Consider the following 26,989-nt stretch of genomic DNA (forward strand, 5'->3'; position numbering starts at 1 on the left):
ACCCCCAACCGCGGTGGGGGCGCCCGGAGGGGGGGGGCGGTGTGGCGCCCCCCCCCCCCGCCCGCATCCCCCCCGTATGCCCCCCCCCGCCCCCCCGAGCCCGGGGGGTGGCCACCCACCGGCTACGGGGCAGAGAAGCCCCCGTTCATGTGTCCCTCCGGAGCGCATCGGGCTTCTCCGTGCTCAGAGCCGGTTGGTCACCTGACCAGCGCATGACCAACAGCGGCCGAAAATGGGCGGAAACAGCAGATGAGCATGATCAACCGCCATACCTCTGGAGGGTGCTCGATCGGTACATCATCACAGGTCAGCTGAAGCAGGGAGCTGGTGCCCGCGCGGAGACTCCAAGTCCCCCATCGGACACCAACTGATACCCCAGTTGTGGCGACACCTTTGGCTGGGCTCATGAGGTCACAGATGCCCGACCGACTGTAGGTCAGGCCGCCGAGCCGTGCCGTGATCAATCCTCACAGTCATTCGTCCGTGGGCGGGATCACGAATCCTCGCATCGGCCCCGAACCCGGCTTCGCCTCCGGAAACTTGGCGGCCACAGATGCCAGCGCATCAGGAGTGACGTCCCGGCGCCTGGCCGGGTCGGCCAAGTCGTACACACGCCATGACCCCGCCGTGTTCTCCGGGTCCTCCGGTGCGATCACACCGGGGATTCCCAACTGCCCGAGCACGGAATCAACTTGCCGGGCCTGCTCAGCGTCCACACTTCCGCCTTCTGCCTGTTAGCGGCCAGCCTAGCTACCGCCATCGCCCGAGCAGTGCGAAGCGCACTTGCCCGGATTGATCGGGCCACAACCGCCCGGCTTGGGCGTGTGGGAGCAGTTCGCTGCCACCGAGACCGGGGCCTTGGCCGGGACCGTCCACAGTTCACCGTCAACGATATGCCCGGCCTGCTCGATGATGGCCACCGTACGGGTGAGCGCGTGTTCGTCGTGCCGCTCCGCGTCGGGACGCTCGGGCCGGTGGTGCACGAACCGCCCCAGACGCTCGCATGGCTTCTCGCAAAGGTTCGTATGCAGGATCAGCGCGTGCCACCCCTCGTCCACCACATTGGAGGGCGCGATCTTGACCGTGGGGAACTGGACTGCGGTGTCATGAACTTGAGTGCTTCCACCACGATCCGCTCGGCCGTAGCCTCCTCCCTGCCGGGGTTGTCGTCGACCACGGTTGCGGTAACACCCCGAACGCGGCAGGGGTGAGTAATGCGCGTACATCGTGCATGGGCGTTCCTCCCTATTGTGACACTGCAGTCCGACACGCAGATTTCGTCCCGCTCGCCATTTCACTATCTCCCCACAATCCTTGAGACTGGATAATCCCCCGGATTGGAACAGGTTCCTCGCTTTATTGGCGTTGTCGGGTAGACGATCACGCGCGGCAGGCGGCGGCCCACTGTCGGAGAATTTTCCTGACTTCCTCACCGAACAATGCGTGACGCTCGTTCATCTGGAACACTTCGAGGTGTTCCGCAATACCCGTGGCGTCCTGGAAAACGATACGTCCGGTGAATGTCTCGACAGTTACTAGCCGTTGGTCTTAGACGGTGAAGGTGTTCATCGGCCCACGACCCACGGCTGTTCCCGTAGGGATGAGCCCGATACGCACATTGGGTAGATAGGAGATCGAGGCTAGCCGATCCATTTGGACGGCCATCGCCGCAGGCGGGACCACGGCCCATCTGACGGCCCGTTCTGTCAGAACGTGAATTTCTTCGTGCTGTCATAAAGAACCGCTTGCCGTTCCAGCTTCCTCGCGACCGTTTTGGTTGTGTCCACCGGGGAATCACTGAGGCTGACTCTGATGTATTCAGGTGTGGCCAGGAGTCCCGCCATCATCGCAGGCAGGAAGTAGCGAAGTGTCGAGGCTTCCCTTTCGAGGGCGGCCAGCTCGTCCTGTCGCTTCTCCAGCCCTCTTCGCCAAGAAGCCCTCTTGCCCTGCCACTCCGTATTGGCCAGCCGCGCCAGGGCGGTAACTTCGGCTAAGATTTCCGGAGGCGCATCAAGGGCTCTAAGAATCAACTCGACATCGACAAGACCGGGGGTGACTCGTCCGGTCTCGACATTACTCAGCTTGGTCTGAGAAATAATGCAGCGCCGAGCGAGCCAGACTTGGGTACGCCCGGCTCGCTTTCGCATACTGCGAAGTGTTTCTGCCAGGTCAGCCTTCGACTGGCCCAGCTGGTCAGGGTCAAGCGTGAGTGATGCGGGAATCGTCGAACATCCACTAGTCCCGGCCTGAGAACGGCAGCTCGAAGTCGTTTCGCGTCACATCCAGGAGGCAAATGTCCTCCCCGGCAGCAATGCTTCCGGGATTCCCCAGGCACAGTGATACCGCTGATAGTCGGTGAGCGGCTGACGCACGATGCGGACACGCCCGATGCGCCTGCCGGATTCGATATGCCCGCGTACTCGTTCGTGCCAGCGGGCATTGTGGCCTGTGGGCTTGTCCTCACGCGCAGGAAGCGGGCCACGTTCTCCTGCTCCTTGGGCATGGTGCACGTGGGCTGCGCCTCGAACCGCCACGCTTCGCACTCGAAGGCGTCGAAGAACCGGCGCCAGTCGTCACCGTCCAAGAGCACAGACGGCCTCCCTCAGAATGTGCTCGGGGATCTCCACGAGGCCCTCACCCAGGGGCGGAGTGAACGCGTCGGACACGTCGCCCTGGACGATGGTCGAACCGCTCCTGGTCCGGTAGACGTTCGGGCAGTCGTCATCGTCACAGTTGGGTCCTTTGGCGTTGCCGGTAAGGCGGGTCAGTTCCTCACGTGCCATGGTTCCCCTCCTCGGGCACAGGGCCATTCCCTGCCACGGTGAAGACGGTAGGGCGAGACCGCGTGCGAGGTCTATGACACTTCGCCGATATCCGCGTTGCCAGGTAGACGATCTTGAGAACCCCTGGACGGTCAGGGCGAGCGAGGGGTGGCCACGTGACCATTCTCCGGGGCCGTCCCGGCCTGCTTGACGCGTTCGCGCCAGGAATGTGGGGGATGTCTCCCGGTCGGGGAGATTCCGAGGTCACAGGGGTTCCCTGGGGCTGGTGGTGGACCCGTTCGGCCCACCCGAGTGGCTGTCGGCGGGCCGTGGATCTAGGTTCGTACTAAAATTTCCGGCTTGTTACGGAGCTGGCGCCGGACAACCCCAGGCGGACCTGTGGGCCGGCCAGCGCCCCGGAGGATTCCGGGATCGAGACGCGAGGACCGATGGCAGCCATACACGAGAGCAGCGCTCTCGGCTCGCTCGACGAAGAGATTCTTGAGCGGTTCGGCGATACGGCACGTTTCTCCGGGGGGCAGCCGGCCCCTCCCCGCACCCTGGTCGACATCTTCGACGCGTCGGTGCGGGCCCACCCCGACGAGCCCGCGCTGGACGACGGGACGACCCGGCTGAGCTACCGGGCGCTGGCCACCGAGGTCGAGCGACTGCGGGCGCGGCTCGGGGCGGCCGGGGTCGGGCTCGGGGACCGGGTCGGGGTGCGGGTGCCGTCCGGGACCAATGATCTGTACGTGGCGATCCTGGCCGTACTGGCCGCCGGGGCCGCGTATGTGCCGGTGGACGCCGAGGACCCCGACGAGCGGGCCGAGCTGGTGTTCGGAGAGGCGCGGGTGCGGGGCGTCGTCGGGGCCGGGCTGGAGCTGACCGTCAGCGGGCGGGCCGAGGTGCCCGCCGCGCGGCCCGGCGGCGGGCACGACGCGTGGATCATCTTCACCTCCGGGTCGACCGGGAAGCCCAAGGGCGTCGCCGTGAGCCATCGCAGCGCCGCCGCGTTCGTGGACGCCGAGGCCGCGCTGTTCCTGACCGAGGACCCGATCGGGCCCGGTGACAGGGTGATGGCGGGGCTGTCGGTGGCGTTCGACGCGTCCTGCGAGGAGATGTGGCTGGCGTGGCGGTACGGGGCCTGTCTGGTGCCGGTGCCGCGCTCGCAGGTGCGCAGCGGGGCCGATCTGGGGCCCTGGCTGGTGGAGCAGGAGATCAGCGTCGTGTCGACCGTGCCCACGCTCGCCGCGCTGTGGGAGCCCGAGACGCTGGACGACGTACGGCTGCTGATCTTCGGTGGGGAGGCGTGTCCGCCGGAGCTGGTGCAGCGGCTGGTGACCGAGGGGCGGGAGGTCTGGAACACGTACGGGCCGACCGAGGCGACCGTGGTGGCCTGTGCGGCGTTGCTGGGCGGGGAGGAGCCGATCCGGATCGGGCTGCCGCTCAAGGGGTGGGAGCTGGCCGTCGTGGACGAGGGCGGGGAACCCGTGGCCATGGGCGGGAGTGGGCAGTTGGTGATCGGGGGCGTGGGGCTCGCGCGGTATCTCGACGCCGACAAGGACGCGGAGAAGTACGCGCCGCTGGAGTCGCTGGGGTGGGAGCGGGCGTACCGGAGCGGGGATCTGGTGCGGGCCGACGCCGAGGGGCTGGTGTTTCTCGGGCGGGCCGATGAGCAGATCAAGCTCGGGGGGCGGCGGATCGAGCTGGGGGAGGTCGACGCGGCGCTCCAGGCGCTGCCCGGGGTCGCGGGGGCGGCTGCCGCCGTACGGACCGCGCGGAGCGGGAATCAGCTGCTGGTGGGGTATGTCGTCACGCAGGAGGGGTGGGATCAGGCGGCGGCCGTGGAGAGGCTGCGGGCCGGACTGCCCGCCGCGCTGGTGCCGCTGCTGGCGCCGGTGGCGGAGCTGCCGACCCGGACGTCCGGGAAGGTGGACCGCGACGCGCTGCCGTGGCCGCTGGAGGGAGTGGCGGCGCCGGGTGGTGCCGAGCAGTTGTACGGGACCGAAGCCTGGCTCGCCGAGCAGTGGACCGAGGTGCTCGGGGCGCCGGTGACCAGTGGGGCCGATGACTTCTTCGCGATCGGCGGGGGGTCTTTGGCCGCCGCTCAGCTCACCACGCGGCTGCGCACCCGGTATCCGAGCGCGGCCGTGCTGGACATCTATCAGCGGCCCACGCTGCGCAAGCTGGCGCGGCGGCTGGAGGAGTCGGCGCAGGACGACGGGGCGCGGCGGGTGATCGCGCCGGTTCCGGCGCGCGCGAAGGTGGTGCAGCTGCTGACGCTGGTGCCGCTGTTCACGCTGCTGGGGCTGCGCTGGACGGTGGTGCTGGCGGCGGTCGGGATGGTGCTGCCGGGGTATGTCTGGCTGCCCTCCGCGTCCTGGTGGGCGGTGCTCGCCGGGGCGCTGGTGCTGTTCACGCCGCCGGGCCGGATCGCGGTCGCGGCGGGCGGGGCGCGGCTGTTGCTGCGCGGGGTGCGGCCGGGGCGGTATCCGCGCGGCGGGAGTGTGCACCTGCGGCTGTGGGCGGCCGAGCGGCTGGCCGAGTTCAGCGGGGCGACCGGGCTGACCGGGGCGTGGCTGCTGCGGTACGCGCGGGCGCTGGGCGCGAAGGTCGGGCAGGACGCCGATCTGCATTCGCTGCCGCCGGTGACCGGGCTGCTGAAGCTGGGCCGGGGTGCGGCCGTGGAGTCCGAGGTCGATCTGTCCGGGTACTGGCTGGACGGTGACCGGCTGCTGATCGGCACGGTCAAGGTCGGGGCGCACGCGGTGGTCGGGACGCGCAGTGTGCTCTCGCCGGGTGCGCGGGTCGGCAAGCGGGCCGAGGTGGCGCCGGGGTCGGCGGTGGCGGGGCCGGTGCCGACCGGGCAGCGGTGGGCGGGCTCGCCGGCGGTGAAGCTGGGCCGGGCCAAGCGGAACTGGCCGAAGGAACGGCCGCCGCGGGGCCTGTACTGGCGAGTCATGTACGGCGTGACGGGGGTGGCGCTGAGTCTGCTGCCGGTGGTGGCGGGGCTGGCGGCGCTGGGTGTGGCGCGGGTGTTCGTGACGCCGGGGATGGGTCTTGCGGAGGCGTTGCGGGGGGCGGCGGTGGCGCTGGTTCCGGCGACGCTGGTGTTCGGGGCGGCGTACGCGCTGCTGATCCTGGCCGGGGTGCGGCTGCTGAGTCTGGGGCTGCGGGAGGGGACGCATCCGACGCACAGCCGGATCGGGTGGCAGGCGTGGACGGTGACGCAGCTGATGGACCGCTCGCGCGAGACGCTGTTCCCGCTGTACGCGGGGCTGGCGACACCGGTGTGGCTGCGGCTGCTGGGGATGCGGATCGGCAAGGGGGCGGAGGTGTCGACGGTGCTGGCGCTGCCGAGTCTGACGACGGTCGGCGAGGGCGCGTTCCTGGCCGACGACACGCTGACCGCGCCGTACGAGCTGGGGGGCGGCTGGATAAAGATCGGACGCGCGGAGATCGGGCGGCGGGCGTTCCTGGGGAACTCGGGGATGACGGCGCCGGGGCGGAGCGTGCCGGACGGCGGGCTGGTGGGGGTGTTGTCGGCGACGCCGAAGAAGGCGAAGAAGGGGACCTCGTATCTGGGGCTGCCGCCGGTGAAGCTGCCGCGCAGCGCGTCGGGCGGGGATCAGAGCCGGACCTACGATCCGCCGGCCCGGCTGCTGTGGGCGCGGGGGCTGGTGGAGGTGTGCCGGATCCTGCCGGTGCTGTGTTCGGGGGCGCTGGCGGTGCTGACGGTGGCGGCGCTGGGCGCGCTGGGCGGCTGGGCGTGGCCGCTGGGCGGGGTGGTGCTGCTGGCGGCGGGTGTGGTGGCCTGTGCGGGGTCGGTGGCGGCGAAGTGGCTGCTGGTGGGGCGGCACCGGGCCGGGGAGCATCCGCTGTGGAGTTCCTTCGTGTGGCGCAATGAGCTGGCGGACACCTTCGTGGAGGTGCTGGCGGTGCCGTGGCTGGCGGGGGCGGTGCCGGGGACGCCGGTGATGACGGTGTGGCTGCGCGGGCTGGGGGCGCGGATCGGGAAGGGCGTGTGGCTGGAGTCGTACTGGCTGCCGGAGGCGGATCTGGTGACGCTGGGGGACGCGGTGACGGTCAATCGTGGCTGTGTGCTCCAGACTCACCTCTTCCACGACCGGATCTTGCGGACGGATACTGTGGTTCTCCGTGAGGGCGCGACGCTGGGTCCTGGCGGAATCGTTCTGCCCGGCAGCACGGTGGGTGCCCGTACGACCCTGGGTCCCGCGTCGCTGGTGATGGCGGCGGAGTCCCTCCCCGACGACTCCCGCTGGCTGGGCAACCCGATCGAGGCCTGGCGCCGGTAGCCGGGGGCGACCGCCGGGGCGGGGGCGTGGCACGTCGTACGAGCAAGGGCAGGGAGCAGGCGGGCAGTGGCAGTTCAGCAGGCGGCGGGTCCGGATCCGTACTTCCCGGGCAGCGGTGACGCCCGGTTCCGGGTGCACCGCTACGAACTCGCCGTGGACTACCGGCCCGGTCCGAACCGGTTGTCGGGCACGGCCCGGATCAACGCGATAGCGGGCCGGTCGGCGCTGGCCGAGTTCCAGCTGAATCTGGCGGATTTCAAGATCGGCCGGGTGCGGGTGGACGGGCGGCAGCCGCATTACACGCATCGCGGCGGGCGGCTGCGGATCCGGCCGGCGAAGGCGATCCGGGCGGGGGCGGCGTTCACGGTCGAGGTGCACTGGTCGGGCAATCCCAAGCCGGTGAACAGCCCGTGGGGCGGGATCGGGTTCGAGGAGCTGACCGACGGGGCGCTGGTGGCCAGCCAGCCGGTGGGGGCGCCGTCCTGGTACCCCTGCAACGACCGGCCGGCGGACAAGGCGTCGTACCAGATCTCGGTCACGGCGCCGTCGGCGTACTCGGTGGTGGCGGGCGGGCGGCTGCTGACCCGGACGACGAAGGCGTCCACGACGACCTGGGTGTACGAGCAGGCGGCGCCGACGTCGAGCTATCTGGTGGGGCTGTCGATCGGGAAGTACCAGACGGTGCTGCTGGGGGATCCGGGGATCGGCGGGGTGCCGCAGCACGGGCACATCCCGGCGCAGCTGCTGCCGCAGTTCTCGCGGGATTTCGCGCGGCAGCCGCAGATGATGGAGCTGTTCCAGGAGCTGTTCGGGCCCTATCCGTTCGACGAGTACGCGGTGGTGGTGACCGAGGAGGAGCTGGATGTGCCGGTGGAGGCGCAGGGGCTGTCGCTGTTCGGCGCGAACCATGTGGACGGGGCGCGGGGTTCGGAGCGGCTGGTGGCGCACGAGCTGGCCCATCAGTGGTTCGGCAACAGTGTGTCCATCGCGGACTGGCGGCACATCTGGCTGAACGAGGGGCTGGCCAAGTACGCGGAGTGGCTGTGGTCGGAGCGCTCGGGCGGGCGGTCGGCGCAGCAGCTGGCGGCCGTGGCGCACCGGGTGCTGGCCTCGATGCGGCAGGATCTTCGGCTGGCCGATCCGGGCCGCAAGCTGATGTTCGACGACCGGCTCTACGAGCGGGGCGGGCTCGCCGTGCACGCGGTGCGCTGCGCGCTGGGCGACGAGGCGTTCTTCCGGATGTTGCGGGGCTGGACGTCCCAGCACCGCAACGGGTCGGCCACGACGGCGATGTTCACCGCCCATGCCTCCCGTTTCGCGGCGGAACCGCTGGACGACCTGTTCGCGGCGTGGGTGTACGGGGCGGCGCTGCCGCCGCTGCCGGTGCCGGTGCCCCGGGCGGCGGACGGGGCGGGGGTGCCGGCCCGGCCGCCGTATCCGCCGGGGCGGGGGGCGACGGCGTGAGCGGGCGGAAGGGCAGGGCGGCGGGGCGGGGGGCGGCTCCGGTGGGGTGTCCGTGTGGGTTGCCGGGGGCCTACGACCGGTGCTGCGGGCGGTTTCACTCGGGGGGCGCTGTCGCGCCGACTGCCGAGGTGCTGATGCGGTCGCGGTACAGCGCGTTCGTGAAGCGGGACGAGGGGTATCTGCTGCGGACCTGGCATCCTCGGACGCGGCCGGGGCGGGTGGAGTTCGATCCGGGGATGCGGTGGACGGGGCTGGAGATCGTCCGGGCGTGGGACGGGTCGGTGTTCCATGCCACCGGGGTGGTGGAGTTCCGGGCGTCGTTCCGGGGCGGGGTGCTGCATGAGCGCAGCCGGTTCGAGCGGGTGGACGGGGCCTGGGTGTATGTGGACGGGGAGTTTCCGGACGGGGCCTAGCCAGGGCGGGTGGCGCGGAGGGGTCCTGGCCGGGGCGCGTACCGCGGACGGGTCCTAGCCTGGGCGCGTACCGCGGACGGGTCCTAGCCGGGGCGCGTGGACGGGACTTTGTCTCCGGTGCTAGGGCGCCAGGATGTCCAGTTCCTGGAGGGCGCCGACGGTGATCTCCCTGGTCAGGTGTTCGGCGCGGGTCGCGTCGCGGGCGCGGACGGCCTCGGCGACCTGGACGTGCAGGGTGACGGCGGCGGGGTCGGGGTCCTCGAACATCACGTCGTGATGGGTGCGGCCGGTCAGGACCTCGGCGACGACATCGCCGAGGCGGGCGAACATCTCGTTGCCGGACGCCGTGAGGATCACCCGGTGGAAGGCGACGTCGTGGAAGAGGTACTGCTCCAGGCGCCCGCCGCGTGAGTTGGCGACCATGCCCAGCGCGCACTCGGTGAGCGCGGCGCACTGCTCCGGCGTGGCGTGCTGCGCGGCGAGTCCGGCGGCGACCGGTTCGACGGCCGAGCGCAGCACGGTCAGGGAGCGCAGCTGGCGCGGGCGCTCGGTGCCGGCCAGGCGCCAGCGGATGACCTGGGGATCGTAGACGTTCCACTCGGATTCGGGCAGGACCGTGACGCCCACCCGGCGGCGGGATTCGACCAGGTGCATGGACTCCAGGACGCGGACGGCCTCGCGCATCACCGAGCGGGAGACGTCGAAGCGCTGGGCCAGTTCGTCCGTGCGCAGCACGCTGCCCGGTGGGTAGCCGCCCGCTGTGATCTCGGGGCCGAGGGTGTCCAGTACATGGCCGTGCAGCCCCCGGCCCGCTGTGCTCATGTACTCAGCGTACGGGGCGGGTCACTCGATGAAAAAGTCAGACTTATTCATCACAGACTCTTGAATTTGTCTTACCTAATGGGTTTCAGTGTCTCGACATCAAGGTGAGGTCCCTATGTCGATGAAGACAGTGAGGCAGCGATGAGCACTCCCCACGTCGTCGTGGTCATGGGCGTCGCGGGCACCGGCAAGACCACCATCGGTCCGCTGCTCGCCGCCCGGCTCGGCGTCCCCTACGCCGAGGGCGACGACTTCCACCCACAGGCCAGCATCGACAAGATGTCGGCCGGCGTCCCGCTGACCGACGACGACCGCCGGCCCTGGCTCGACGCGATCGGCGCCTGGGCGGACGGCCGGAGCGGACTCGGCGGGGTGGTGAGCAGCTCGACGCTGAAGCGGGTGTACCGGGACCGGCTGCGGGCCGCCGCGCCACGGCTCGTCTTCGTCCATCTCACGGGCGAGCGGGCGCTGATCGAGGAGCGGATGGCGCACCGGCGGGGGCACTTCATGCCGACCGCGCTGCTGGACTCGCAGTTCGCCACGCTCGAACCGCTCCAGCCGGACGAGGCCGGGGTCGCCGTCGATGTGTCCGGTGGCCCGGAGGAGATCACCCGGCGGGCCGTGGCGGCGCTGGAGCGGCTGTCGGCCTCCGGCCCGGCCGGCGGGTGACGCCCGTCTGTCCACCGGCTCACACCTGTGTGCCTGTTGGCTGACACCCGCCTGTCTGCCAGGTGACAGCCGTCCGTCCTCCGGATGGCACCCGCCTGCCCCCTCTCTCTCGTCTCCCTCATTTCCCCCGTCCCCGTAACTGCAAAGGGAATTCCCCGTGACCAGACTCAGCGTCGAGATGCTGGCAGCGGACACCGTCGAGCCGATCACCTCGGCCGGGCACGCCCAACTGGGCGTCGCCGTGCTGGCGGGCATCGCCGTCATCGTCCTGCTGATCACCAAGTTCAAGCTGCACGCCTTTCTGTCCCTGACCATCGGCTCGCTGGCGCTCGGCGCGTTCGCCGGGGCGCCGCTGGACAAGGTCATCGCCAGCTTCACCAGCGGGCTCGGGACCACGGTCGCGGGTGTGGGCGTGCTGATCGCGCTCGGCGCGATCCTGGGCAAGATGCTCGCCGACTCCGGCGGCGCCGACGAGATCGTGGACACCATCCTCGCCAGGACCGGCGGGCGTTCGATGCCCTGGACGATGGTGCTGATCGCCTCGGTGATCGGGCTGCCGCTGTTCTTCGAGGTCGGCGTGGTGCTGCTGATCCCCGTCGTGCTGATGGTCGCCAAGCGCGGCAATTACTCCCTCATGCGCATCGGCATCCCCGCGCTCGCCGGTCTGTCCGTGATGCACGGTCTGGTGCCCCCGCACCCCGGCCCGCTGGTCGCGATCGACGCGGTGAACGCCGACCTGGGGGTCACGCTCGCGCTCGGGGTGCTGGTCGCGATCCCGACGGTGATCATCGCCGGTCCGCTGTTCTCCCGGTACGCGGCCCGCTGGGTGGATGTCCCGGCGCCGGACCGGATGATCCCCGACCGCCCGTCCGAGACGCTGGAGAAGCGGCCGGGCTTCGGCGCGACGCTGATCACGATTCTGCTGCCGGTCATCCTGATGCTGTCCAAGGCGCTGGTGGACATCGTCATCGACGACCCCGAGAACACCACCCAGCGGGTCTTCGATGTCGTCGGCTCCCCGATGATCGCGTTGCTCGCCTCCGTGCTGCTGGGCATCTTCACGCTGCTGCGGCCCGCCGGGTTCGCCAAGGAGCGGGTGTCGGGGCTGGTGGAGAAGGGGCTCGCGCCCATCGCGGGCATCCTGCTGATCGTCGGCGCGGGCGGTGGCTTCAAGCAGACCCTGATCGACTCCGGGGTCGGTCGGATGATCCTGGAGATCTCCGAGAGCTGGGCGATCCCGACGCTGCTGCTGGCCTGGCTGATCGCGGTCGCGATCCGGCTGGCGACGGGTTCGGCGACCGTGGCGACCGTCTCGGCGGCCGGTCTGGTCGCGCCCCTCGCGGCCGGCATGTCGACCGGCGAGACCGCGCTCCTGGTGCTGGCCATCGGCGCTGGTTCGCTGTTCTTCAGCCATGTCAACGACGCCGGGTTCTGGCTGGTCAAGGAGTACTTCGGGCTGAGTGTCGGCCAGACGATCAAGACATGGTCGGTGATGGAGACGATCATCTCGGTGGTCGCCGGGGGGTTCGTGCTGCTGCTGTCCCTGGTCATATAGAGGCCCCAAAGGGCACATCACGGGTCCGTGGTGATGTGGGTACGGACATGTTCCGTCCGCGGGTTCCCTCGTGCCGTGGGCTGGATGATGATGGAAGACCTTCCGTGGACCCGGCCGGTTCCCGGAAGTCTTCTCGACGGGGGGCGTCATGGCGGTTTCCCTGGGGACACGTGTCTCTGGGCTGCTGGTTGCGGGGTCGGTGGCCGTACTGGCCGTCGCCTTCACGGACGGCGGACGGAACGCCGCGGTGCGTCCCGGCGAGAGTCATGTTCCGGTCACCGCCGGGCCGTCGTCCGGTGCCGAGGCGGGCGGGACGGTGGCACCCTCGGCGGCGCCGCCCGGGCCGCCGCCGCTGCTGTCCTCCCCCGCCGGAAGCGCACACGGGACGGCCACCAGTCCCCCGCCCGGCGAGCGCTCGCCCCGGACCGCTCCGGAGCCCGGCCCGTCCGCGACCGATACCGACACCGATACCGCCCAGCCCGTGCGCCTGCGCTGGCTGCCACCCGGGCCCGGTTCGCCCGACGCCGACAAGGTGCCGGACCCGGCCAGTGTCTACGACGTACTCACCGACCCCGCCCGGTGCGCCACGGGCCTCACGGCCGTGCCCGAGGCCTCCGGCGATCCCGAGTGGCAGGTGCTGCGCGGGCTCGCGTCCGCCTGTCTGGCCGCCCAGGGGCACGGGGGTGACTGGGAGGCCGCCCGGCTTGCCCGCGACACCGCCGCCGGGGTCGGGAGTTGCAAGGGGCGGGCCGCCCTCGCCGTACTGGATGGGCTGCTGGAGTTTCAGCGGCGGTATCCCGAGCGGACCGCGCGGCTCGGTGCGAAGTCGCCGGGGCCCGCGCAGACACCGGCCGCCTGTGACTTCGGGATCGCGGCCGTCGACGCGGGCGACGCGGGTGGGGGTGTGGTGCGGGCCGGGGAGCGGGTCGTGATCACGTTGCGCGGGGTCTTCTTCGACGTCCGTGAACTCGCCCTGGGCGGGGAAGTGCTGGTGGGCGGGCGTGCTGTCACGGCGGTGCCCGAGGGGGTGGCGCCGGGGGTGTCGGTCGGGTCGGCCGTGTCGGTCGTGGTGCCTGAAATGGAGGGGTATCCGCGGGTTGTGGGGGTCAGTGTGCGGTATGGGGGCGGGGAGGCTGTGGTGGAGGGGGTGTTGTCGGTGGTCGGGGGGCCGGGGGCGTCGCCGGGGCCTTCGCCCGGGTCTTCGCCGGGTTCGTCGCCGGGTTCGGCGCCCGGGTCCGGGCCTGGTTCGGCGCCGGGGGCTTCGCCCGGGGCCTCATCTGTTGCCGGGGGGCCTGAGGGGGCGGCGGCCGAGATGGAACCGGTGGACGTGACAGACGTGGCGGACGCAGCGGATGTGACGGGGGTCCCGGCAGGGGTCGTGGCAAGGGTCCCGGCAGGGGTCGTGGCAAGGGTCGTGGTCGAAGGGCCGGGCTGGGAGATGCCGGGTGCTGGGGTGGCGTACGGGGGTGTGTGGCCGGGCGTCGCGTTTTCGCCGGGGCCGGAGCCGGAGCCGGTGGCAGCCGCGGTCGCGGTGGCGGAGCCGGTCGCGGTGGCGGAGCCGGTCGCGGGTGGCTTGGGCGGGTCCTAGCGCCGGGCCTTGGGGGTTCGCGTGGCTCACGGGTGCCACAGGCCGTGCCGGTCGCGGGCCCACTCCTCGCTCACCGAGCCTGTGCGCAGGCCGCGGCGGGCCTCCGGGTCGGCGAGGGCCATACCGATATGGCCGGCCAGGACGATGCCGAGGGTGAGGGCCAGCCAGTCGTGGACGAAGGTGGCGGCGGTGCGCCAGCGCAGCGGGGTGAGACCGGTGAACCACATCATCAGGCCCGTACCGAGCATGACCAGCGTGGCTCCGGCGATCCAGGCAGCGTAGATCTTCTGCCCCGCGTTGAACTTGTCCGCCGGGCCCGACGCGCGGCGCAGCCACGCCCTGTCGTGCGGGCCGAAACGGTTCAGGCGGGTCAGGTCGGCGCGGAAGGCATGGGAGACCAGGCCCGCCAGGACGGGGAGCGGCAGGGCCAGTCCGGACCACTCGTGGACGCGGACCACCAGCTCGCGGCGGCCGACGAGTTGGGCGAGCTGGGGGACGTACAGGCAGGCGGCGGTCAGGACGCACAGGCCCATCAGGGTGGCCGTGGTGCGGTGGATCCAGCGTTCGGCCCGGGTGAAGCGGCGCACGCGCCGTACGAGGGGCGGGGCGTCAGCTCGTGGGCTCATCGCCACGTCCGTTCGAGCGGCCGACCCAGGCGTCGATGTCGTAGCCGCGTTCCTCCCAGTAGCCCGGCTCCACCTGGTCGGTGAGGGTGATGCCGGAGAGCCACTTCGCGGATTTGTAGAAGTACATGGGCGCCACGTAGAGGCGGACCGGGCCGCCGTGGGCGTGGCTCAGGTCCTCGTCGCGCATCCGCAGGGCGACCAGGACGTCCGCGCGGCGGGCCTGTTCGAGGGTGAGGCTCTCGGAGTACGTGCCGTCGAAGCAGGTGAAGCGGATCGCCCGCGCCGAGGGGCGCACCCCGGCGGCGTCCAGCAGCAGGGACAGCCGTACGCCCTCGAAGGGGGTGTCGGGGACCCGCCAGCCGGTGACGCACTGCACGTCGCGCACCAGCCGGGTCTGCCGCAGGACGCGCAGGTCGGCGAGGGTGTAGGTGGCGGGGCGGTCGACCAGGCCGTCGACGGTGAGGCGGTAGGTGGCGGCGGTCCTGCGGGGTACGAAGGCGGCGACCGAGTAGTAGCGGAAGCCGCCGCCGTTGGGGAGCAGGTCGGTGAGGCCGGTGGGGTCCTTGTCGGACGCGCCGGCGAGGAAGGACTCCAGGCCGCGCTGGAGGGTGGGCGCGGTGAGCACGCCTAGGGCGCCCAGGCCGAGGGTGCCCAGGAGGATGCGGCGGCCTATGGGGGTGCCCGAGGGGGACGGAGGTCTCAGAGGTTCCGGGGATTGCGGGGGTGCAGGAGGGGCCGAGGGGTCCGGAGGGAGCGGGGGCGCCACGGATCTCGTTGGCTCCGGCGGGGGCGGGGGTGTCATCGGCTTCACTGGCTTCAGCGGGGCCGGAGGTGCCGAGGGTTTCGGGGGGTCCGGGGGTTTGGCGGGGGTGGGGGTCATCCGTTCATTCGAGCACCCGCGGGCCCCGTCCGAACAGGGGGCGCGGGTGCTCGTCAGACTTCCGTCAGATACGGCGGCGGGGCGGTCAGGACGACCGGGACTCGGCCGCCTTCTCCAGCTGGAACGCCTCGTTGCCGAGGCCGATCCGGGCGTGGGCCTCGGGGTTGCGGGAGCGCATGATCAGGCCCTGGGCCACGCCCCCGACGACGGCGAGGGCGATGATGCCGGGCAGCACCCAGCTCAGCGAGGAGTCCGGGCCCGCGCCGACCAGGACGTCGAAGTCCTTGACCGTGTAGACCGCGATCACCACGAGCGCGATGCCCGCGAGGGCCGAGGTGACCAGACGCCACGCCTGGGTTCCGGCGGCTCCGCGGCGGACGAAGAAGACGATCACCGACAGGGAGGCGGTGGCCATCAGCAGGATCACGCCGAGCGCGCCGATGTTCCCGAACCAGGTGAACAGGTGCAGGATCGGCGCGGTCGGATCGCCGGTCGGCTCGTCGTCGGTGACCGCGAAGGCGATCACGATCACGGCGGAGACGGCGGTCTGGAGGAGGGAGCCGGTGCCGGGGGCGCCGCTGGAGCCGGTGGTACGGCCGAAGGCCCGCGGCAACAGGCCCTCGCGGCCCATGGCGAACGCGTACCGGGCGACGACGTTGTGGAAGCTGAGCATCGCGGCGAACATGCCGGTCACGAAGAGAATGTGCATGACGTCGGTGAACGTCCCGCCGAGCCGTGACTCGGTGAGGAAGAACAGCAGTCCGGCGCTCTGTTCCCGGGCCGCGGGCACGATCTGGTGCGGACCGGCGGCGACCGTCAGGGCCCAGCTGCTGAAGGCGAAGAAGACGGCGACCCCGGCCACCGCGAGGAACATCACGCGCGGCACCAGGATGTGCGGGCGGCTGGTCTCCTCGGCGTACACGGGGGCCTGCTCGAAGCCGAGGAAGGCCGCGATGCAGAAGCACAGGGCGGTGCCGACGCCCACGCCGCTGAGGGTGTCCGGGTTGAAGGCGTGCAGCGACAGGCCCTCGGGGCCGGGGTCGCCGAGGGCGGCGATGTCGAAGATGACGACCAGCGCGACCTCGATGATCAGCAGGACGCCCAGCACCTTCGCGTTGACGTCGATCTTCAGCCAGCCGAGCGCGCCGACCACGGCGAGCCCCACCAGCGCCGGGATCCACCAGGCGATCGTCACCTCGGCGTAGGTCGCGAGCAGCCCGGCGACCTCGAAGCCGAAGATGCCGTAGATACCGGCCTGGAGGGCGTTGTAGGCGACCAGGGCGAGCATCGCGGCGCCCGCTCCGGCGGTGCCGCCGAGGCCGCGGGAGATATAGGCGTAGAACGCGCCCGCGTTGTGGACATGGCGGCTCATCTCGGCGTACCCGATGCCGAACAGGACGAGGACCACGCCCAGGAGGACGAAGAGGAGCGGCTGTCCGACGATGCCCATCACCGCGAATGTGGTGGGCATGACACCAGCGACGACCATGAGCGGGGCTGTCGCGGCGAGCACGGAGAGCAGCAGGCCCCCGGTGCCGAGACGGTCGGCGCGCAGGGCGCGCTCCTGGCCCTTGAAGGTGCTGATGCCGTCGGAGGCGGAGGGGCCGGTCTTGCCGGGACCGCCCGTACTGGCGGCGCTCGCACTGGCGGCGCTTGTGTTGGCAGCGCCCGCGTTGGCAGCGCTCGTGCCGGACGGGCTCGTACTGGATCTGCTCGTGCTGGAACTGCCGGTGCTCATCGGGGGCGGATCCTTTCAAACGGGCGGGATCGAGGCTCGGGCGGGTGGGATCGGGTGTTCAGGTCGTGCCGAGCGCGCTGTCGCGGGCGGCACGGAAGGCGGGGTGCGGTTCGCGGTCCGGGTAGGACCAGGGCTGCGGTGTGAAGCGGTCGCCGATGCGGTGGAAGAGGGCGGCGGCCTCGGCGGGCCGGCCCTCGCAGAATTTGGCGTGGGCGAGGAAGTTCAGGTCCACCAGGCGGCGCGGATGGTCCTCGTGCTCCCACTCCAGCCACCAGTCGAACGCGGCCTTCATCACCTGGCGGGCCCGGCGTCCCGCCCAGTGCCCGGAGGCGAGGGGGTCGGTGGGCAGATGACCGGCGGCGGCGAGCACCCGGAACCGCTCGGCGTGCGCGACGACCGGCAGGATGGCGAGCGGGGAGTCGGCGGGTGCCTGCTCGGCGGCCCAGTTGGCGAAGTCGTACACCTCGTGCAGCGGGTCCGCGCCGGCGTCGGTCAGCCGCTCGGCGAGCCGGGCCACCAGCAGGTGGTGGGCGTGGTGGTGGTCGGGATGGCGGTGCCGGACCTCGTCGAAGAGCCGGACCACGTCCTCCTCGGTGCCCAGGGAGCGTTCCAGTATCAGCAGCCCGAGCCAGGGGGTGGGGTCGGCGGGGGCACGGGCGGCGGCGGCCCGGCACGCCTCGCGGGCCCGCTCCGGCTTCAGCTTGCCGCGCAGGGCGCTGTGCACCTGGGCGAAGGCGGTGAGTACGGCGGCGTCGGCGGACTCGGGCTCGGCGAGCTGCCAGTCACCCGCCCAGGCGGCGGTGTACGACTCGGCGCCCAGGACGGTGACCCGGTGACCGCGGCGGTCCCAGTCGTCGCCGGTGCGCACCAGCAGGGAACGGACCGCCTGCCAGCGGCCTTGAGCCAGCGCGGCACGCGCGGCACTGAGTTCGGTGTCGTCGAGAGCCGCGTCGTGGGCCTGGGCCGCTCGCCTGCGGCCTCGGCCGAGGGGAGGCGGGGGTGGGGACACCGCGGGAACTTCCTCAGCGACGAATTGGGTGGTCGGCGCGTTATCGCCCGATCACGCACAGCAAATCGGCAGCCAACGCTTACCGTCAAGTGCGTTCCATCCGTGACACGCGTCAATTCGCGTGAAGGGAGGGGCAGTTGTGATGACCTTGTGGAGATCGGGTCCACACGGGTCGTGATGCGGGGTGGGGGGTGTGGCGTACGTCACAGGGATGGTTCTCGGTCACGCGGAGGCGCGGGTCCGTCCTGCGTCGCCGAGGTCCGTCGCCGAGGTCGCCGAGCTCACGGAGGCTTCGGCTCCGGTGTTCCGGTACGGGTGTGGCGTAGGCCATAGCGTTCGGGGGTGCGGAGACGGACTATGGGAAGTGAGCCGCGCCGACGCCCGCCTCCGTCGCAGGGCATCGCGGTCGACATTCCGTGTCACCCCCACAACCCCCCACATCCCCGTAGTACACAGCTCGTCCCCGTATCCCGATGTCCCGATGTCCCGCTCCGACGCCGGCGTGGTCCCGGTGGATCGCCTGCGGGCCCTCCGGGGGCAGTGACGCCCCCGGGCCACTACAGTCGGCCGTACCGCACCCCGTGTTTCCGGCCGGATGATCCTGAGGTACAGCGTGTCGGTTCTGGTTCTGGTTCTCGCCGTGAGTGCCGCCTGCTGTCTGGGCTTCGGTTTCGTCCTCCAGCAGAGCGTGGCTCAGCGCGCGCCGCTCGGTGACTTCCTCTCCCCGCGGCTGCTGCTCGACCTGATGAAGGTGCCGCGCTGGCTCGGCGGCATCGGGCTGATGGCGGCCGGTATGGCCCTGGGCGCGATCGCGCTCGGCCACGGCCAGCTCTCCCTCGTCGAGCCGCTGCTCGCGACCAACCTCCTGTTCGCCCTCGCGCTGTCCCGGCACCAGACCAAGCAGCCCCTGGGGCGGCAGGGCTGGGCCGGGCTCGCGCTGCTCGCGGGCGGGGTGACGACGTTCATCGTGGCGGGGCAGCCGCACGGCGGTACGGCGGTCACCGATCCGGTACGGCCCTGGCTGATCATCGGCGTGATGGTGGGACTGGCGATGCTGCTCACCGGGTACGCCAAGCGCGCCCGGCTCAGCTCGGCCCCGGTGCTGCTGGCACTGGCGGCGGGCCTGCTGTACGGCGTCCAGGACGCGCTGACCCGGGTGAGCGGGCAGCGCTTCAGCGAGGGCGGGATGCTGGAACTGCTGACCGGCTGGCAGCCGTACGCCGTGCTGGTGCTGGGCGTCACCGGGCTGATCCTGGTGCAGAGCGCGTTCGAGACGGGCTCGCTGCGGATGTCGCTGCCCGCGCTGACCGCCGCCCAGCCGATCGCCGGGATCATCTGCGGCGTCGGCTTCCTCGGCGACCGCCTCCGCACCGACACGGGCGCGCTGGCCTGGGAGGCCGCGGGCCTCGCCGCCGTCGTCGCGGGCATCGTCCTGCTGGGCATGCATCCGGCGATGCCCCGGGGGGCCACGGCGGCCACCACGGCGACGATGGGGCGGCTTCAGCCGGTCCGGCCCAGTTGAGTGTGCCCTGGCGCAGGTGTGCGGCGATCCGGGCCGCGTGAGTCCGTCCGGCGCGGGTGCGGTGATTCGGGCCGAGTAAGCCCGCCCCGCGTGGGGTGGTTCGCCGGGTGCGGGTGTGTGGGTGGTTGCTCGCGCAGCTCCCCGCGCCCCTCGAAGAGACCGGCGTTCCCGGCCGCCTTCGCCGGGCAGCACCCGGCATCCCGCAGCCCCAGCCGGGTGAGGCGCCTGCACGCGGCGGGCAGCGGTGCCCATGGTGGGGCGGGCTGCTTGGATGCGGGCATGAGTGCAGCTGACGAGATTCTTGACATCGTCGATGAGCGGGACCGGGTGATCGGGCAGGCGCCGCGCGGTGCCGTGTACGCCCGGGGGCTCCGGCATCGGTGTGTGTTCGTGCAGGTCAGAGATGGTGCCGGGCGGATCTTCGTGCATCGGCGGACGGCGACCAAGCTGGTGTTTCCCGCGCTGTACGACATGTTCGTCGGCGGGGTGGTCGGCACGGGTGAGTCGTACGACGACGCCGCGTCGCGGGAGGCCGAGGAGGAACTGGGGGTCTCGGGGCTGCCCGCACCGACGTACCTCTTCAAGTTCCTCTACGACGACGGCGCCGGGCAGACCTGGTGGTCCGCCGTCTACGAGGTGCGCTGCGAGCTGCCGGTGCGGCCCCAGGTCGAGGAGGTGGCCTGGCACGACTTCCTGCCCGAGAGCGAGCTGGAGTCGCGGCTCGGGGCGGGGCGGCGAACAGGGCAGCAGGCGGGACAGCGGGAGGGGGCCTGGGAGTGGGTGCCGGACGGGGTGGCCGCGTATCAGCGGCTGCGGGAGCATCGCTCGGCGGGTGACGGTCGCGGGTAGCGGTCGCGGGTAGCGGTCGCGGGTAGCGGTCGCGGGTAGCGGTCGCGGGTAGCGGTCGCGGGTAGCGGTCGCGGGTAGCGGTCGCGGGTAGCGGTCGCGGGTAGCGCGTGGCGCCCCCGGGCAGGCGGGACATCGGCCCCAGGGCCTAGGGTCGGGCATGTGAGCGAATTTGTGCGGAACGTCCGGCTGTGGTTCGCCCCCGAGCGGGTGAGCGCGGAGGGCCGCACCCCCGACTACCGGTTCTCACTGGCGAACGAGCGCACCTTTCTGGCCTGGCTGCGCACCGCGCTGGCGCTGATCGGCGGGGGTTTCGCCGTCGATCAGTTCCTGCCGGAGCTGCGCTGGGCGGTACGGGTCGCGCTCGCGCTGGCGCTGCTCGCGGCGGGGGTGCTGTGCTCGCTGCGCGCGGTCAATCACTGGGTGCGCTGCGAGCGGGCGATGCGGCGCGGCGAGGATCTTCCGGTGTCACGGTTCCCGGCGCTGCTGAGCCTGGTCATCGCGGTGGTGGCGCTGGGGATGGTCGTGGTCGTGCTGTTCGGTTGGGAGGGGTGAGCCCTCATGAGCGGTGAGGTCGGCCCGCCCCGGGATCCGGGGCTCCAGCCCGAGCGGACCCGGCTGGCCTGGCGGCGTACGACCCTCGCGGGCACCGTCGCCGCCGTGCTCGCCGTACGGACCACCCTGCGCGGAGGTTTCTCGGTCGCCGCCGCTCTCGCCTGCGCCGCGTGCTGTCTGCTGTGGCTGGGCTTCGTGCTGATCGCCCAGCGGCGGATACGCGCCCTCGCCGCGCAGAACCGGCCGCCCGCGCTGCCCGCCCGTCAGGCCGCGGCGGCGACGCTGTGCACGGTCGCGCTGGCCGTGTGCGCGGCGGCGGCGCTGATCTTCTGACCCGGGCGGGTCACGGATGCCCGCGCCCTTCCCGTTCCCATCCCCCGGCACCAATCGCGAGCCCGTTCCCATCCCCGGCACAAACCGCGAGCCCGTTCCCCTCCCCCGGCGCAAACCGCGAGGCACGCCACCGATATGCCCCTTATGCTCCCTTTCGTATGGCAATCTGTCCGTCGCCATTTCCCCCACCCCAAGGTGAGCAGCATGACCACCACGCACCTCGAACACTCCGCGCACGCGCACACCCACGGCCCGGACTGCGGTCACCCCGCCGTGCCACACGGCGACCATGTCGACTATGCGCACGACGGGCATCTGCACCGCGCGCACGACGGGCACTGGGACGAGTGCGAGTCCACCGGGCACACCGCCCACGCGGGGCACGAGCACCGGCACGGCGAGGGCTGCGGCCACGCCTCGGTGCTGCACGGCGACCATGTGGACTACGTCCACGACGGCCACCGGCACGCCGCCCACGGCGACCACTGGGACGACCACTAGGCCGGAATCGGCCCCCGAGGATCTCAGGACCTGACGATCCAGGGTGGCCCGGGTCACGTTCACGCGTGGGCGTCTGGACGGCATACCGACCGGTCGGCATCATGGTCACGTCCCGTTCACGCCTCCGTAGGAGCGACGATGGCCGCCGACCACCCGCCAGGGCTCGATCCCGTACGGCTGCGCGCTCTGCTCGACCGGGAGCGGCCCGGCATGGTGACCGGGCCGCTCACCGCCCGGCTGATCGAGGGCGGACGCTCGAATCTCACGTACACCGTCACCGACGGCGGTGCCCGGTGGGTCGTACGGCGTCCGCCGCTCGGCCATGTGCTGGCCACCGCGCACGACATGCGGCGCGAGCACCGGGTGATCAGCGCCCTGCACCCGACGGCCGTCCCGGTGCCGGAGCCGTTGCTGCTGTGCGAGGACGAGGACGTGCTGGGGGCGCCGTTCTATGTGATGGAATTCGTGCCCGGCACCCCCTACCGCACCGCCGGGCAGCTCGCCCCGCTGGGCCCCGAGCGCACCCGCGAGGCCGTACTGGCGCTGGTGGACACGCTGGTGGAGCTGCACGCGGTGGACCCCGGGGCGGTGGGGCTCGGCGACTTCGGGCGCCCCGACGGGTTCCTGGACCGGCAGCTGCGCCGCTGGGGCAAGCAGCTGGACGCCTCCCGCGCCCGCGACCTCGCGGGCATCGACGACCTGCACGCCGCACTCGGCCGCGCGCTGCCCCGCTCGCCCGCCCCGGCCGTGATCCACGGCGACTACCGGCTCGACAACGTCCTCCTGGACGGCGAGGACAAGATCGCCGCCGTCCTGGACTGGGAGATGTCCACGCTCGGCGATCCGCTGACCGATCTGGGCCTGCTGGTGATGTACGCCATCCCGCTGGGCACGCCCGACTCACCGGTCTCCACCACCGCCGAGGCCGCCGGGCACCCGGCGCCCGCCGAGCTGATCGAGCGGTACGCGGCCGGCTCGGGGCGTGATGTGACGGCGGTGTCCTGGTACACGGCGTTCGCCTGGTTCAAGCTCGCCGTGATCCTGGAGGGCATCCACTACCGCTACACGCTGGGGCAGACCGTCGGGCGGGGCTTCGACCGCATCGGCGATCTGGTGCCCGTCTTCATCGCGCACGGACTGACGACCCTCCAGGAAGGCTGACCGGCATGGACTTCGCGTTCGACGCCCGCACCGAGGAACTGCGCGCCGCCCTGCTCGCGTTCATGGACGAGTACGTGTATCCGGCGGAGGCCCTCGCCGAGGAGCAGCGCGCGGCCCTGGCCTCGCCCTGGGACACGCCGGCCGTGGTGGCGGAGCTGAAGGCCGAGGCCCGGCGGCGCGGGCTGTGGAATCTGTTCCTGCCGGACCCCGAGCACGGCGCCGGGCTGACCAACCTCCAGTACGCGCCGCTCGCCGAGATCACCGGCCGCTCCCCGCAGCTCGCGCCCACCGCGACCAACTGCGCCGCGCCCGACACCGGCAACATGGAGGTGCTCGCGCAGTTCGGCGACGCGGAGCAGCAGAAGCGGTGGCTTCAGCCGCTGCTCGCCGGGGAGATCCGCTCGGCCTTCGCGATGACCGAGCCGGAGGTGGCCTCCTCGGACGCCACCAACATCACGACCCGGATCGAGCGGGAGGGTGACGAGTACGTCATCACCGGCCGCAAGTGGTACATCTCCGGGGCGATGAACCCGGACTGCGCGATCTTCATCGTGATGGGCAAGACCGACCCGGACGGGCCGGATCCACGCCGCCAGCAGTCCATGGTGCTGGTCCCGCGCGACACGCCCGGCGTCACGGTCCGGCGCGCGATGCGGGTGTTCGGCTACGAGGACCACTCCCACGGCGGCCACGCCGAGGTCGTCCTCGACCACGCGCGCGTGCCGGTGTCGCAGCTGATCGGCGAGGAGGGCGGCGGCTTCGCCATCGCTCAGGCCCGGCTCGGGCCCGGCCGGATCCATCACTGCATGCGGCTGATCGGCATGGCGGAACGGGCGATCGAGCTGATGTGCCGACGGGCGGTGTCCCGTACGGCGTTCGGCAAGGCGCTGGCGGAACAGGGCGTGGTCCACAACTGGATCGCGGACGCGCGGGTGACCGTCGAGCAGTTGCGGCTGCTGGTGCTGAAGACGGCCTGGCTGATGGACACCGTCGGCAACAAGGGCGCGCACACCGAGATCCAGGCCATCAAGATCGCGACGCCCCGCGCGGTCGTGCGGATCCTCGACCAGGCGATCCAGCTGCACGGCGCGGGCGGGGTGAGCCAGGACTTCCCGCTGGCCGAGCTGTACGCCGGGGCGCGCACGCTGATGATCGCGGACGGGCCGGACGAGGTGCACCAGCGGTCGCTGGCGCGGCGGGAGCTGAGGAAGTACGGGAGCTGAGGAAGTACCTGTGGGTCCCTCGCCGGTCAGGGCCTGCCGTTCGGCCCTACGGCCGCAGCGCCCGCAGCAGCAGGTCCGCCAAGTGGTCGGCGACCTGCTGCGGGGTGAGCGGGCCGTCGGGGCGGTACCAGGTCGACAGGTGGTGGACGGAGCCGAAGTGGTAGTCCACCACCAGGTCGGCGGGGGTCGCGTCGGAGAAGACGCCGTTGCGCTGGCCCTCCTCGATGAGCGCGCGGAAGCGTTCGTGGTAGCGGCGGCGCTCGGCGCGGACCTGCTTGTTCTTCTCCGGGCCGAGGTGGTGCATCGAGCGGAAGAAGATCATCGCGTCGTCGAGGTTCTCGATGGTGGTGACCACCACGTCCGCCGCCGCGTCCCGCAGGCGCTGCTCCACCGGCTCGTCGGCGTCGGCGAAGGCGTCGAGACGTTCCTGCTGGACGCGCAGCATCCGCGCGTACACCTCGTGCAGCAGATCGTCCTTGGAGCCGAAGTAGTGGTAGAGCGCGCCCTTGGTGACGCCCGCGGCCTCCACGATCTCCTGCACGGAGGTGCGGTCGTAGCCCTGCTCGGCGAAGAGCCGGGTGGCGGCGGCGAGCAGCCGCTGCGGGACGGGGGTCCCTTCTTCGTCCGTCGTCCTGGGCACTGCCGCCACCTGCTTTCCGTGATGCGCTACCGACGTTCCCGCGAACGGGAGCGCGACTCCCGACGGAGGATCTTCCCACTGGGCCATCCGGGCACGTCGGGCAGGATCTCCACCGGCCACCGGGATGCGTGGGCGGCCCGGCTCACCGCCTGGCCTCCCAGGTGCGCTGGAGGTGGTTCATGCCGCCCAGCCAGCGGTCCGGGTCGGCGGCGCGCGCCCGGTGGTACGCGGCGACCTCGGGGTGCGGCAGGATCAGGAACCGGTCCTCGGCCATGCCCTTGAACAGGGCGTCGGCCACGTCCCGCGGCTCGATCGCGGTCGGCTTGAGCACCAGGTCCCCCGCGCTGCCGGCGGCGGCCAGCATGTCGGTGCGCACCCCCTGCGGGCAGATGGCGTGCACCTTCAGCCCGCGGTGCCGGTACGTCAGCGACAGCCACTCGGCGAAGGCGTGGGCGCCGTGCTTGGTGACGCTGTAGGGGGCGGCGCCGATCATGGTGAGCAGTCCGGCGGCGGAGACGGTCGACACGAACCGCCCGCTGCCACGCTCCAGCCACCCCGGCAGCAGCGCCCGCGCCGCCCGCACGTGCGCCATCACATTGACGTCCCAGGCGGCGGCCCACACCTCCTCCCCGGCGGCCTCGGAGCCACCGGACCCGAGCCCGGCGTTGGCGCAGTAGACGTCGACGGTGCCGTCGAGCGCGTCGAGCGCCGCGTCCACGATCCCGGACGCGTCCCCGGGGAGGGCGATCCCGCCGATCTCCCGGGCCACGGCCTCGGCCTTCCCGGCGTCGAGGTCATTGACGACGACCCGGGCCCCTTCGGCGCCGAACCGCCGGGCGAGCGCGGCCCCGATCCCGCCGCCCGCCCCGGTGACGACCACTCCGGCACCCCGCACGCTGACCACCATCGCCCTCCACGCCGCACGATCCGGACCCCGCCAGGCCAGACTAACCGGTCGGTATGTCGCTGGTAAGGGCACGCACCCACCACGGAAGGCGGTACGGGACACCGGCGCGCGGGCGCGACAGGCCCAGGAACCGCGCACCCTCCCCACACCCCGCACCGGCATCTACCTTGCCCCTCATGCCCCCATCGAGACGTACGGTGCTCGCCACGGCCACCGCCGCGCTGGCGCTCTCGCCCACCCCGGCCGGAGCCGGGGAACTCCCCCACCGGCCCCGTACCCTCCGTACCGGCTTCGAGTGTCTGTCGGCGGACGGCTACGCCCTCCTGGACGGCGCCCGCGCGGGGATCGTCACCAACCCCACCGGAGTGACCCGCGAGGTCCGCCACATCGTGGATGTCATGCACGCCGACGAACGGGTGAACCTCACCGCCGTGTTCGGCCCGGAGCACGGATTCCGCGGCACCGCCCAGGCGGGCGGCTCCGAGGGCCGCCACGACGATCCGGCGACCGGCCTGCCCGTCCACGACACGTACGGCCTGTCGGGGCGGCGGCTCGCGGATGTCTTCACCGCGTCCGGCGTGGACACGGTGGTCTTCGACATCCAGGACGTCGGCGCCCGCTTCTACACCTACATCTGGACGCTGTACGACTGCATGGAGGCGGCCCGGCTGGCCGGGAAGCGGTTCGTCGTCCTGGACCGGCCGAACCCGGTCACCGGGCGCGGCGCGTACGGGCCGGTGCTGGAACCCCGGTACGCGAGTTTCGTCGGCCGGCGGCCCATCGCGCAGGCCCACGGGATGACGGTCGGGGAGCTGGCCGGGCTGTTCAACGGGGAGTTCCTGGCGGCGCCGGTGCCGCTGGACGTCGTACGGATGACGGGGTGGCGGCGGTCGGACTTCTACGACGCGTCGGGGCTGCCGTGGGTGCCGCCGAGCCCGAACATGCCGACGCCGGACACCGCGCTGGTCTACGCGGGGACCGCTCTGTTCGAGGGGACGAACCTCTCCGAGGGGCGCGGCACCACCCGTCCCTTCGAACTGCTCGGCGCGGAGGGCCTGGACGGGCGCTGGGCCGCCGTCGTGACGGAACGCGGGTTGCCGGGCGTGCGGTTCCGGGAGGCGTACTTCACGCCGACGTTCTCCAAGTTCCCGAACCGGACCGTGGGCGGCGTCCAGATCCATGTGCACGACCGGGCCGTGTACGACCCGGTACGGACCGGGATCGAGCTGCTCGTGACCGCCAAGCGGTCCTGGAGCGGCTTCCGCTGGCTGGCGAACCACTGGATCGACACCCTCACCGGGTCCGCCCTGGTCCGCACGATGATCGACGCCGGGGCGGACGCCGACGAGGTGGTGGCGGCCTGGCAGGACGGGCTGGCGGCGTTCCGGCGGACGCGGGCGGGGTATCTGCTGTACCGGGGTGTGACACCCGGGGCCCGGCGGGAGAAAGCGGGCCGGAC

The 26,989-nt window shown here is 71.7% G+C and carries 23 protein-coding genes and 2 pseudogenes (1 of these 25 running past the window's edge); 14 read left to right on the forward strand and 11 right to left on the reverse strand.

Translation table 11 applies throughout. The features are described 5' to 3' along the window. Positions 1-746: 746 nt before the first annotated feature. The 4 genes and pseudogenes from ACFXAZ_RS17770 to ACFXAZ_RS17785 all read right to left on the reverse strand — a co-directional run bounded on the left by ACFXAZ_RS17770 (position 747) and on the right by ACFXAZ_RS17785 (position 2,783). Positions 747-1,061 (reverse strand): hypothetical protein, encoded by a 315-nt coding sequence (locus tag ACFXAZ_RS17770; RefSeq protein ID WP_384591416.1) that lies wholly within the window; start codon positions 1,059-1,061, stop codon positions 747-749. Between the two features lie 319 nt (positions 1,062-1,380). Next, positions 1,381-2,147: pseudogene (locus ACFXAZ_RS17775) on the reverse strand (helix-turn-helix domain-containing protein). Between the two features lie 91 nt (positions 2,148-2,238). Beyond that, a pseudogene (locus tag ACFXAZ_RS17780) lies at positions 2,239-2,590 on the reverse strand (DUF6879 family protein); the annotation flags it as partial. Continuing rightward, a complete protein-coding gene (locus ACFXAZ_RS17785; protein WP_384591419.1) occupies positions 2,574-2,783 on the reverse strand; it encodes a hypothetical protein in 210 nt (69 codons plus the stop codon). The gene ACFXAZ_RS17785 and the pseudogene ACFXAZ_RS17780, both read right to left, overlap by 17 nt. A 428-nt stretch (positions 2,784-3,211) precedes the next feature. Here ACFXAZ_RS17785 and ACFXAZ_RS17790 point away from each other — a divergent pair, with 428 nt between their 5' ends. From ACFXAZ_RS17790 to ACFXAZ_RS17800, 3 genes are all read left to right on the forward strand, one after another. Continuing rightward, on the forward strand, positions 3,212-7,078 hold the full coding sequence (locus ACFXAZ_RS17790) for a Pls/PosA family non-ribosomal peptide synthetase (RefSeq protein ID WP_384591423.1): 3,867 nt from the start codon (positions 3,212-3,214) through the stop codon (positions 7,076-7,078). 66 nt (positions 7,079-7,144) lie between these two features. Beyond that, positions 7,145-8,542 carry a M1 family metallopeptidase gene (locus tag ACFXAZ_RS17795; protein WP_384591426.1) on the forward strand — a complete coding sequence of 466 codons (1,398 nt, stop codon included), beginning with the start codon at positions 7,145-7,147 and terminating at the stop codon, positions 8,540-8,542. Then, positions 8,539-8,955 (forward strand): YchJ family protein, encoded by a 417-nt coding sequence (locus ACFXAZ_RS17800; protein WP_384591429.1) that lies wholly within the window; start codon positions 8,539-8,541, stop codon positions 8,953-8,955. The genes ACFXAZ_RS17795 and ACFXAZ_RS17800 overlap by 4 nt, the downstream gene beginning before the upstream one ends. A gap of 120 nt (positions 8,956-9,075) precedes the next feature. Here the strand turns inward: ACFXAZ_RS17800 and ACFXAZ_RS17805 are convergent, their stop codons facing one another. Further along, positions 9,076-9,777, reverse strand: a complete 702-nt coding sequence (locus tag ACFXAZ_RS17805; protein ID WP_384591432.1) for a FadR/GntR family transcriptional regulator — start codon at positions 9,775-9,777, stop codon at positions 9,076-9,078. A gap of 141 nt (positions 9,778-9,918) precedes the next feature. Between ACFXAZ_RS17805 and ACFXAZ_RS17810 the strand changes: the two genes are divergently transcribed. From ACFXAZ_RS17810 to ACFXAZ_RS17820, 3 genes are all read left to right on the forward strand, one after another. Further along, positions 9,919-10,446 carry a gluconokinase gene (locus tag ACFXAZ_RS17810; RefSeq protein WP_384591435.1) on the forward strand — a complete coding sequence of 176 codons (528 nt, stop codon included), beginning with the start codon at positions 9,919-9,921 and terminating at the stop codon, positions 10,444-10,446. A 157-nt stretch (positions 10,447-10,603) separates the two neighbouring features. Continuing rightward, positions 10,604-12,001: a gluconate:H+ symporter gene (locus ACFXAZ_RS17815; RefSeq protein ID WP_384591438.1), complete on the forward strand. Its 1,398-nt coding sequence runs from the start codon at positions 10,604-10,606 to the stop codon at positions 11,999-12,001. 148 nt (positions 12,002-12,149) lie between these two features. Next, a complete protein-coding gene (locus tag ACFXAZ_RS17820) occupies positions 12,150-13,589 on the forward strand; it encodes a hypothetical protein (RefSeq protein ID WP_384591441.1) in 1,440 nt (479 codons plus the stop codon). Positions 13,590-13,615: 26 nt separating this feature from the next. Here the strand turns inward: ACFXAZ_RS17820 and ACFXAZ_RS17825 are convergent, their stop codons facing one another. From ACFXAZ_RS17825 to ACFXAZ_RS17840, 4 genes are all read right to left on the reverse strand, one after another. Beyond that, a complete protein-coding gene (locus ACFXAZ_RS17825; RefSeq protein WP_384591444.1) occupies positions 13,616-14,215 on the reverse strand; it encodes a cytochrome b/b6 domain-containing protein in 600 nt (199 codons plus the stop codon). Next, the gene (locus tag ACFXAZ_RS17830; protein WP_384591447.1) at positions 14,199-15,017 is read right to left on the reverse strand and encodes a molybdopterin-dependent oxidoreductase; all 819 of its coding nucleotides are present in this window, start codon (positions 15,015-15,017) and stop codon (positions 14,199-14,201) included. Before ACFXAZ_RS17830 ends, ACFXAZ_RS17825 begins: the two co-directional genes overlap by 17 nt. A 163-nt stretch (positions 15,018-15,180) precedes the next feature. Beyond that, the gene (locus ACFXAZ_RS17835; protein WP_384591450.1) at positions 15,181-16,833 is read right to left on the reverse strand and encodes an APC family permease; all 1,653 of its coding nucleotides are present in this window, start codon (positions 16,831-16,833) and stop codon (positions 15,181-15,183) included. A 58-nt stretch (positions 16,834-16,891) separates the two neighbouring features. Then, positions 16,892-17,842, reverse strand: a complete 951-nt coding sequence (locus tag ACFXAZ_RS17840; protein ID WP_384591452.1) for a hypothetical protein — start codon at positions 17,840-17,842, stop codon at positions 16,892-16,894. Between the two features lie 613 nt (positions 17,843-18,455). Here ACFXAZ_RS17840 and ACFXAZ_RS17845 point away from each other — a divergent pair. From ACFXAZ_RS17845 to ACFXAZ_RS17875, 7 genes are all read left to right on the forward strand, one after another. Then, the gene (locus ACFXAZ_RS17845; RefSeq protein ID WP_384591455.1) at positions 18,456-19,364 is read left to right on the forward strand and encodes a DMT family transporter; all 909 of its coding nucleotides are present in this window, start codon (positions 18,456-18,458) and stop codon (positions 19,362-19,364) included. Positions 19,365-19,643: 279 nt separating this feature from the next. Then, positions 19,644-20,213 (forward strand): NUDIX hydrolase, encoded by a 570-nt coding sequence (locus ACFXAZ_RS17850; RefSeq protein ID WP_384591458.1) that lies wholly within the window; start codon positions 19,644-19,646, stop codon positions 20,211-20,213. Between the two features lie 159 nt (positions 20,214-20,372). Further along, the gene (locus ACFXAZ_RS17855) at positions 20,373-20,765 is read left to right on the forward strand and encodes a YidH family protein (protein ID WP_384591461.1); all 393 of its coding nucleotides are present in this window, start codon (positions 20,373-20,375) and stop codon (positions 20,763-20,765) included. Between the two features lie 6 nt (positions 20,766-20,771). Continuing rightward, positions 20,772-21,098 (forward strand): DUF202 domain-containing protein, encoded by a 327-nt coding sequence (locus ACFXAZ_RS17860; protein ID WP_384591464.1) that lies wholly within the window; start codon positions 20,772-20,774, stop codon positions 21,096-21,098. A gap of 204 nt (positions 21,099-21,302) precedes the next feature. Then, a complete protein-coding gene (locus tag ACFXAZ_RS17865; RefSeq protein ID WP_384591466.1) occupies positions 21,303-21,599 on the forward strand; it encodes a hypothetical protein in 297 nt (98 codons plus the stop codon). Between the two features lie 138 nt (positions 21,600-21,737). After that, the gene (locus ACFXAZ_RS17870; protein ID WP_384591469.1) at positions 21,738-22,760 is read left to right on the forward strand and encodes a phosphotransferase family protein; all 1,023 of its coding nucleotides are present in this window, start codon (positions 21,738-21,740) and stop codon (positions 22,758-22,760) included. Between the two features lie 5 nt (positions 22,761-22,765). Then, entirely contained in the window at positions 22,766-23,983 is a 1,218-nt protein-coding gene (locus tag ACFXAZ_RS17875; protein WP_384591471.1) for an acyl-CoA dehydrogenase family protein, read from the forward strand. Positions 23,984-24,029: 46 nt separating this feature from the next. Here the strand turns inward: ACFXAZ_RS17875 and ACFXAZ_RS17880 are convergent, their stop codons facing one another. After that, the gene (locus ACFXAZ_RS17880; protein WP_384591474.1) at positions 24,030-24,623 is read right to left on the reverse strand and encodes a TetR/AcrR family transcriptional regulator; all 594 of its coding nucleotides are present in this window, start codon (positions 24,621-24,623) and stop codon (positions 24,030-24,032) included. A gap of 142 nt (positions 24,624-24,765) precedes the next feature. Then, positions 24,766-25,530: an SDR family oxidoreductase gene (locus tag ACFXAZ_RS17885; RefSeq protein ID WP_384591477.1), complete on the reverse strand. Its 765-nt coding sequence runs from the start codon at positions 25,528-25,530 to the stop codon at positions 24,766-24,768. Between the two features lie 176 nt (positions 25,531-25,706). Here ACFXAZ_RS17885 and ACFXAZ_RS17890 point away from each other — a divergent pair, with 176 nt between their 5' ends. Beyond that, positions 25,707-26,989, forward strand: the 5' portion of a protein-coding gene (locus ACFXAZ_RS17890) for an exo-beta-N-acetylmuramidase NamZ domain-containing protein (protein WP_384591480.1). The gene runs 118 nt beyond the window's last position; the window shows 1,283 of its 1,401 coding nt (coding positions 1-1,283); its start codon is at positions 25,707-25,709; its stop codon lies off the right edge, out of view.

It is taken from the genome of Streptomyces sp. NPDC059477 (genome assembly GCF_042749375.1).
GTDB lineage: Bacteria > Actinomycetota > Actinomycetes > Streptomycetales > Streptomycetaceae > Streptomyces.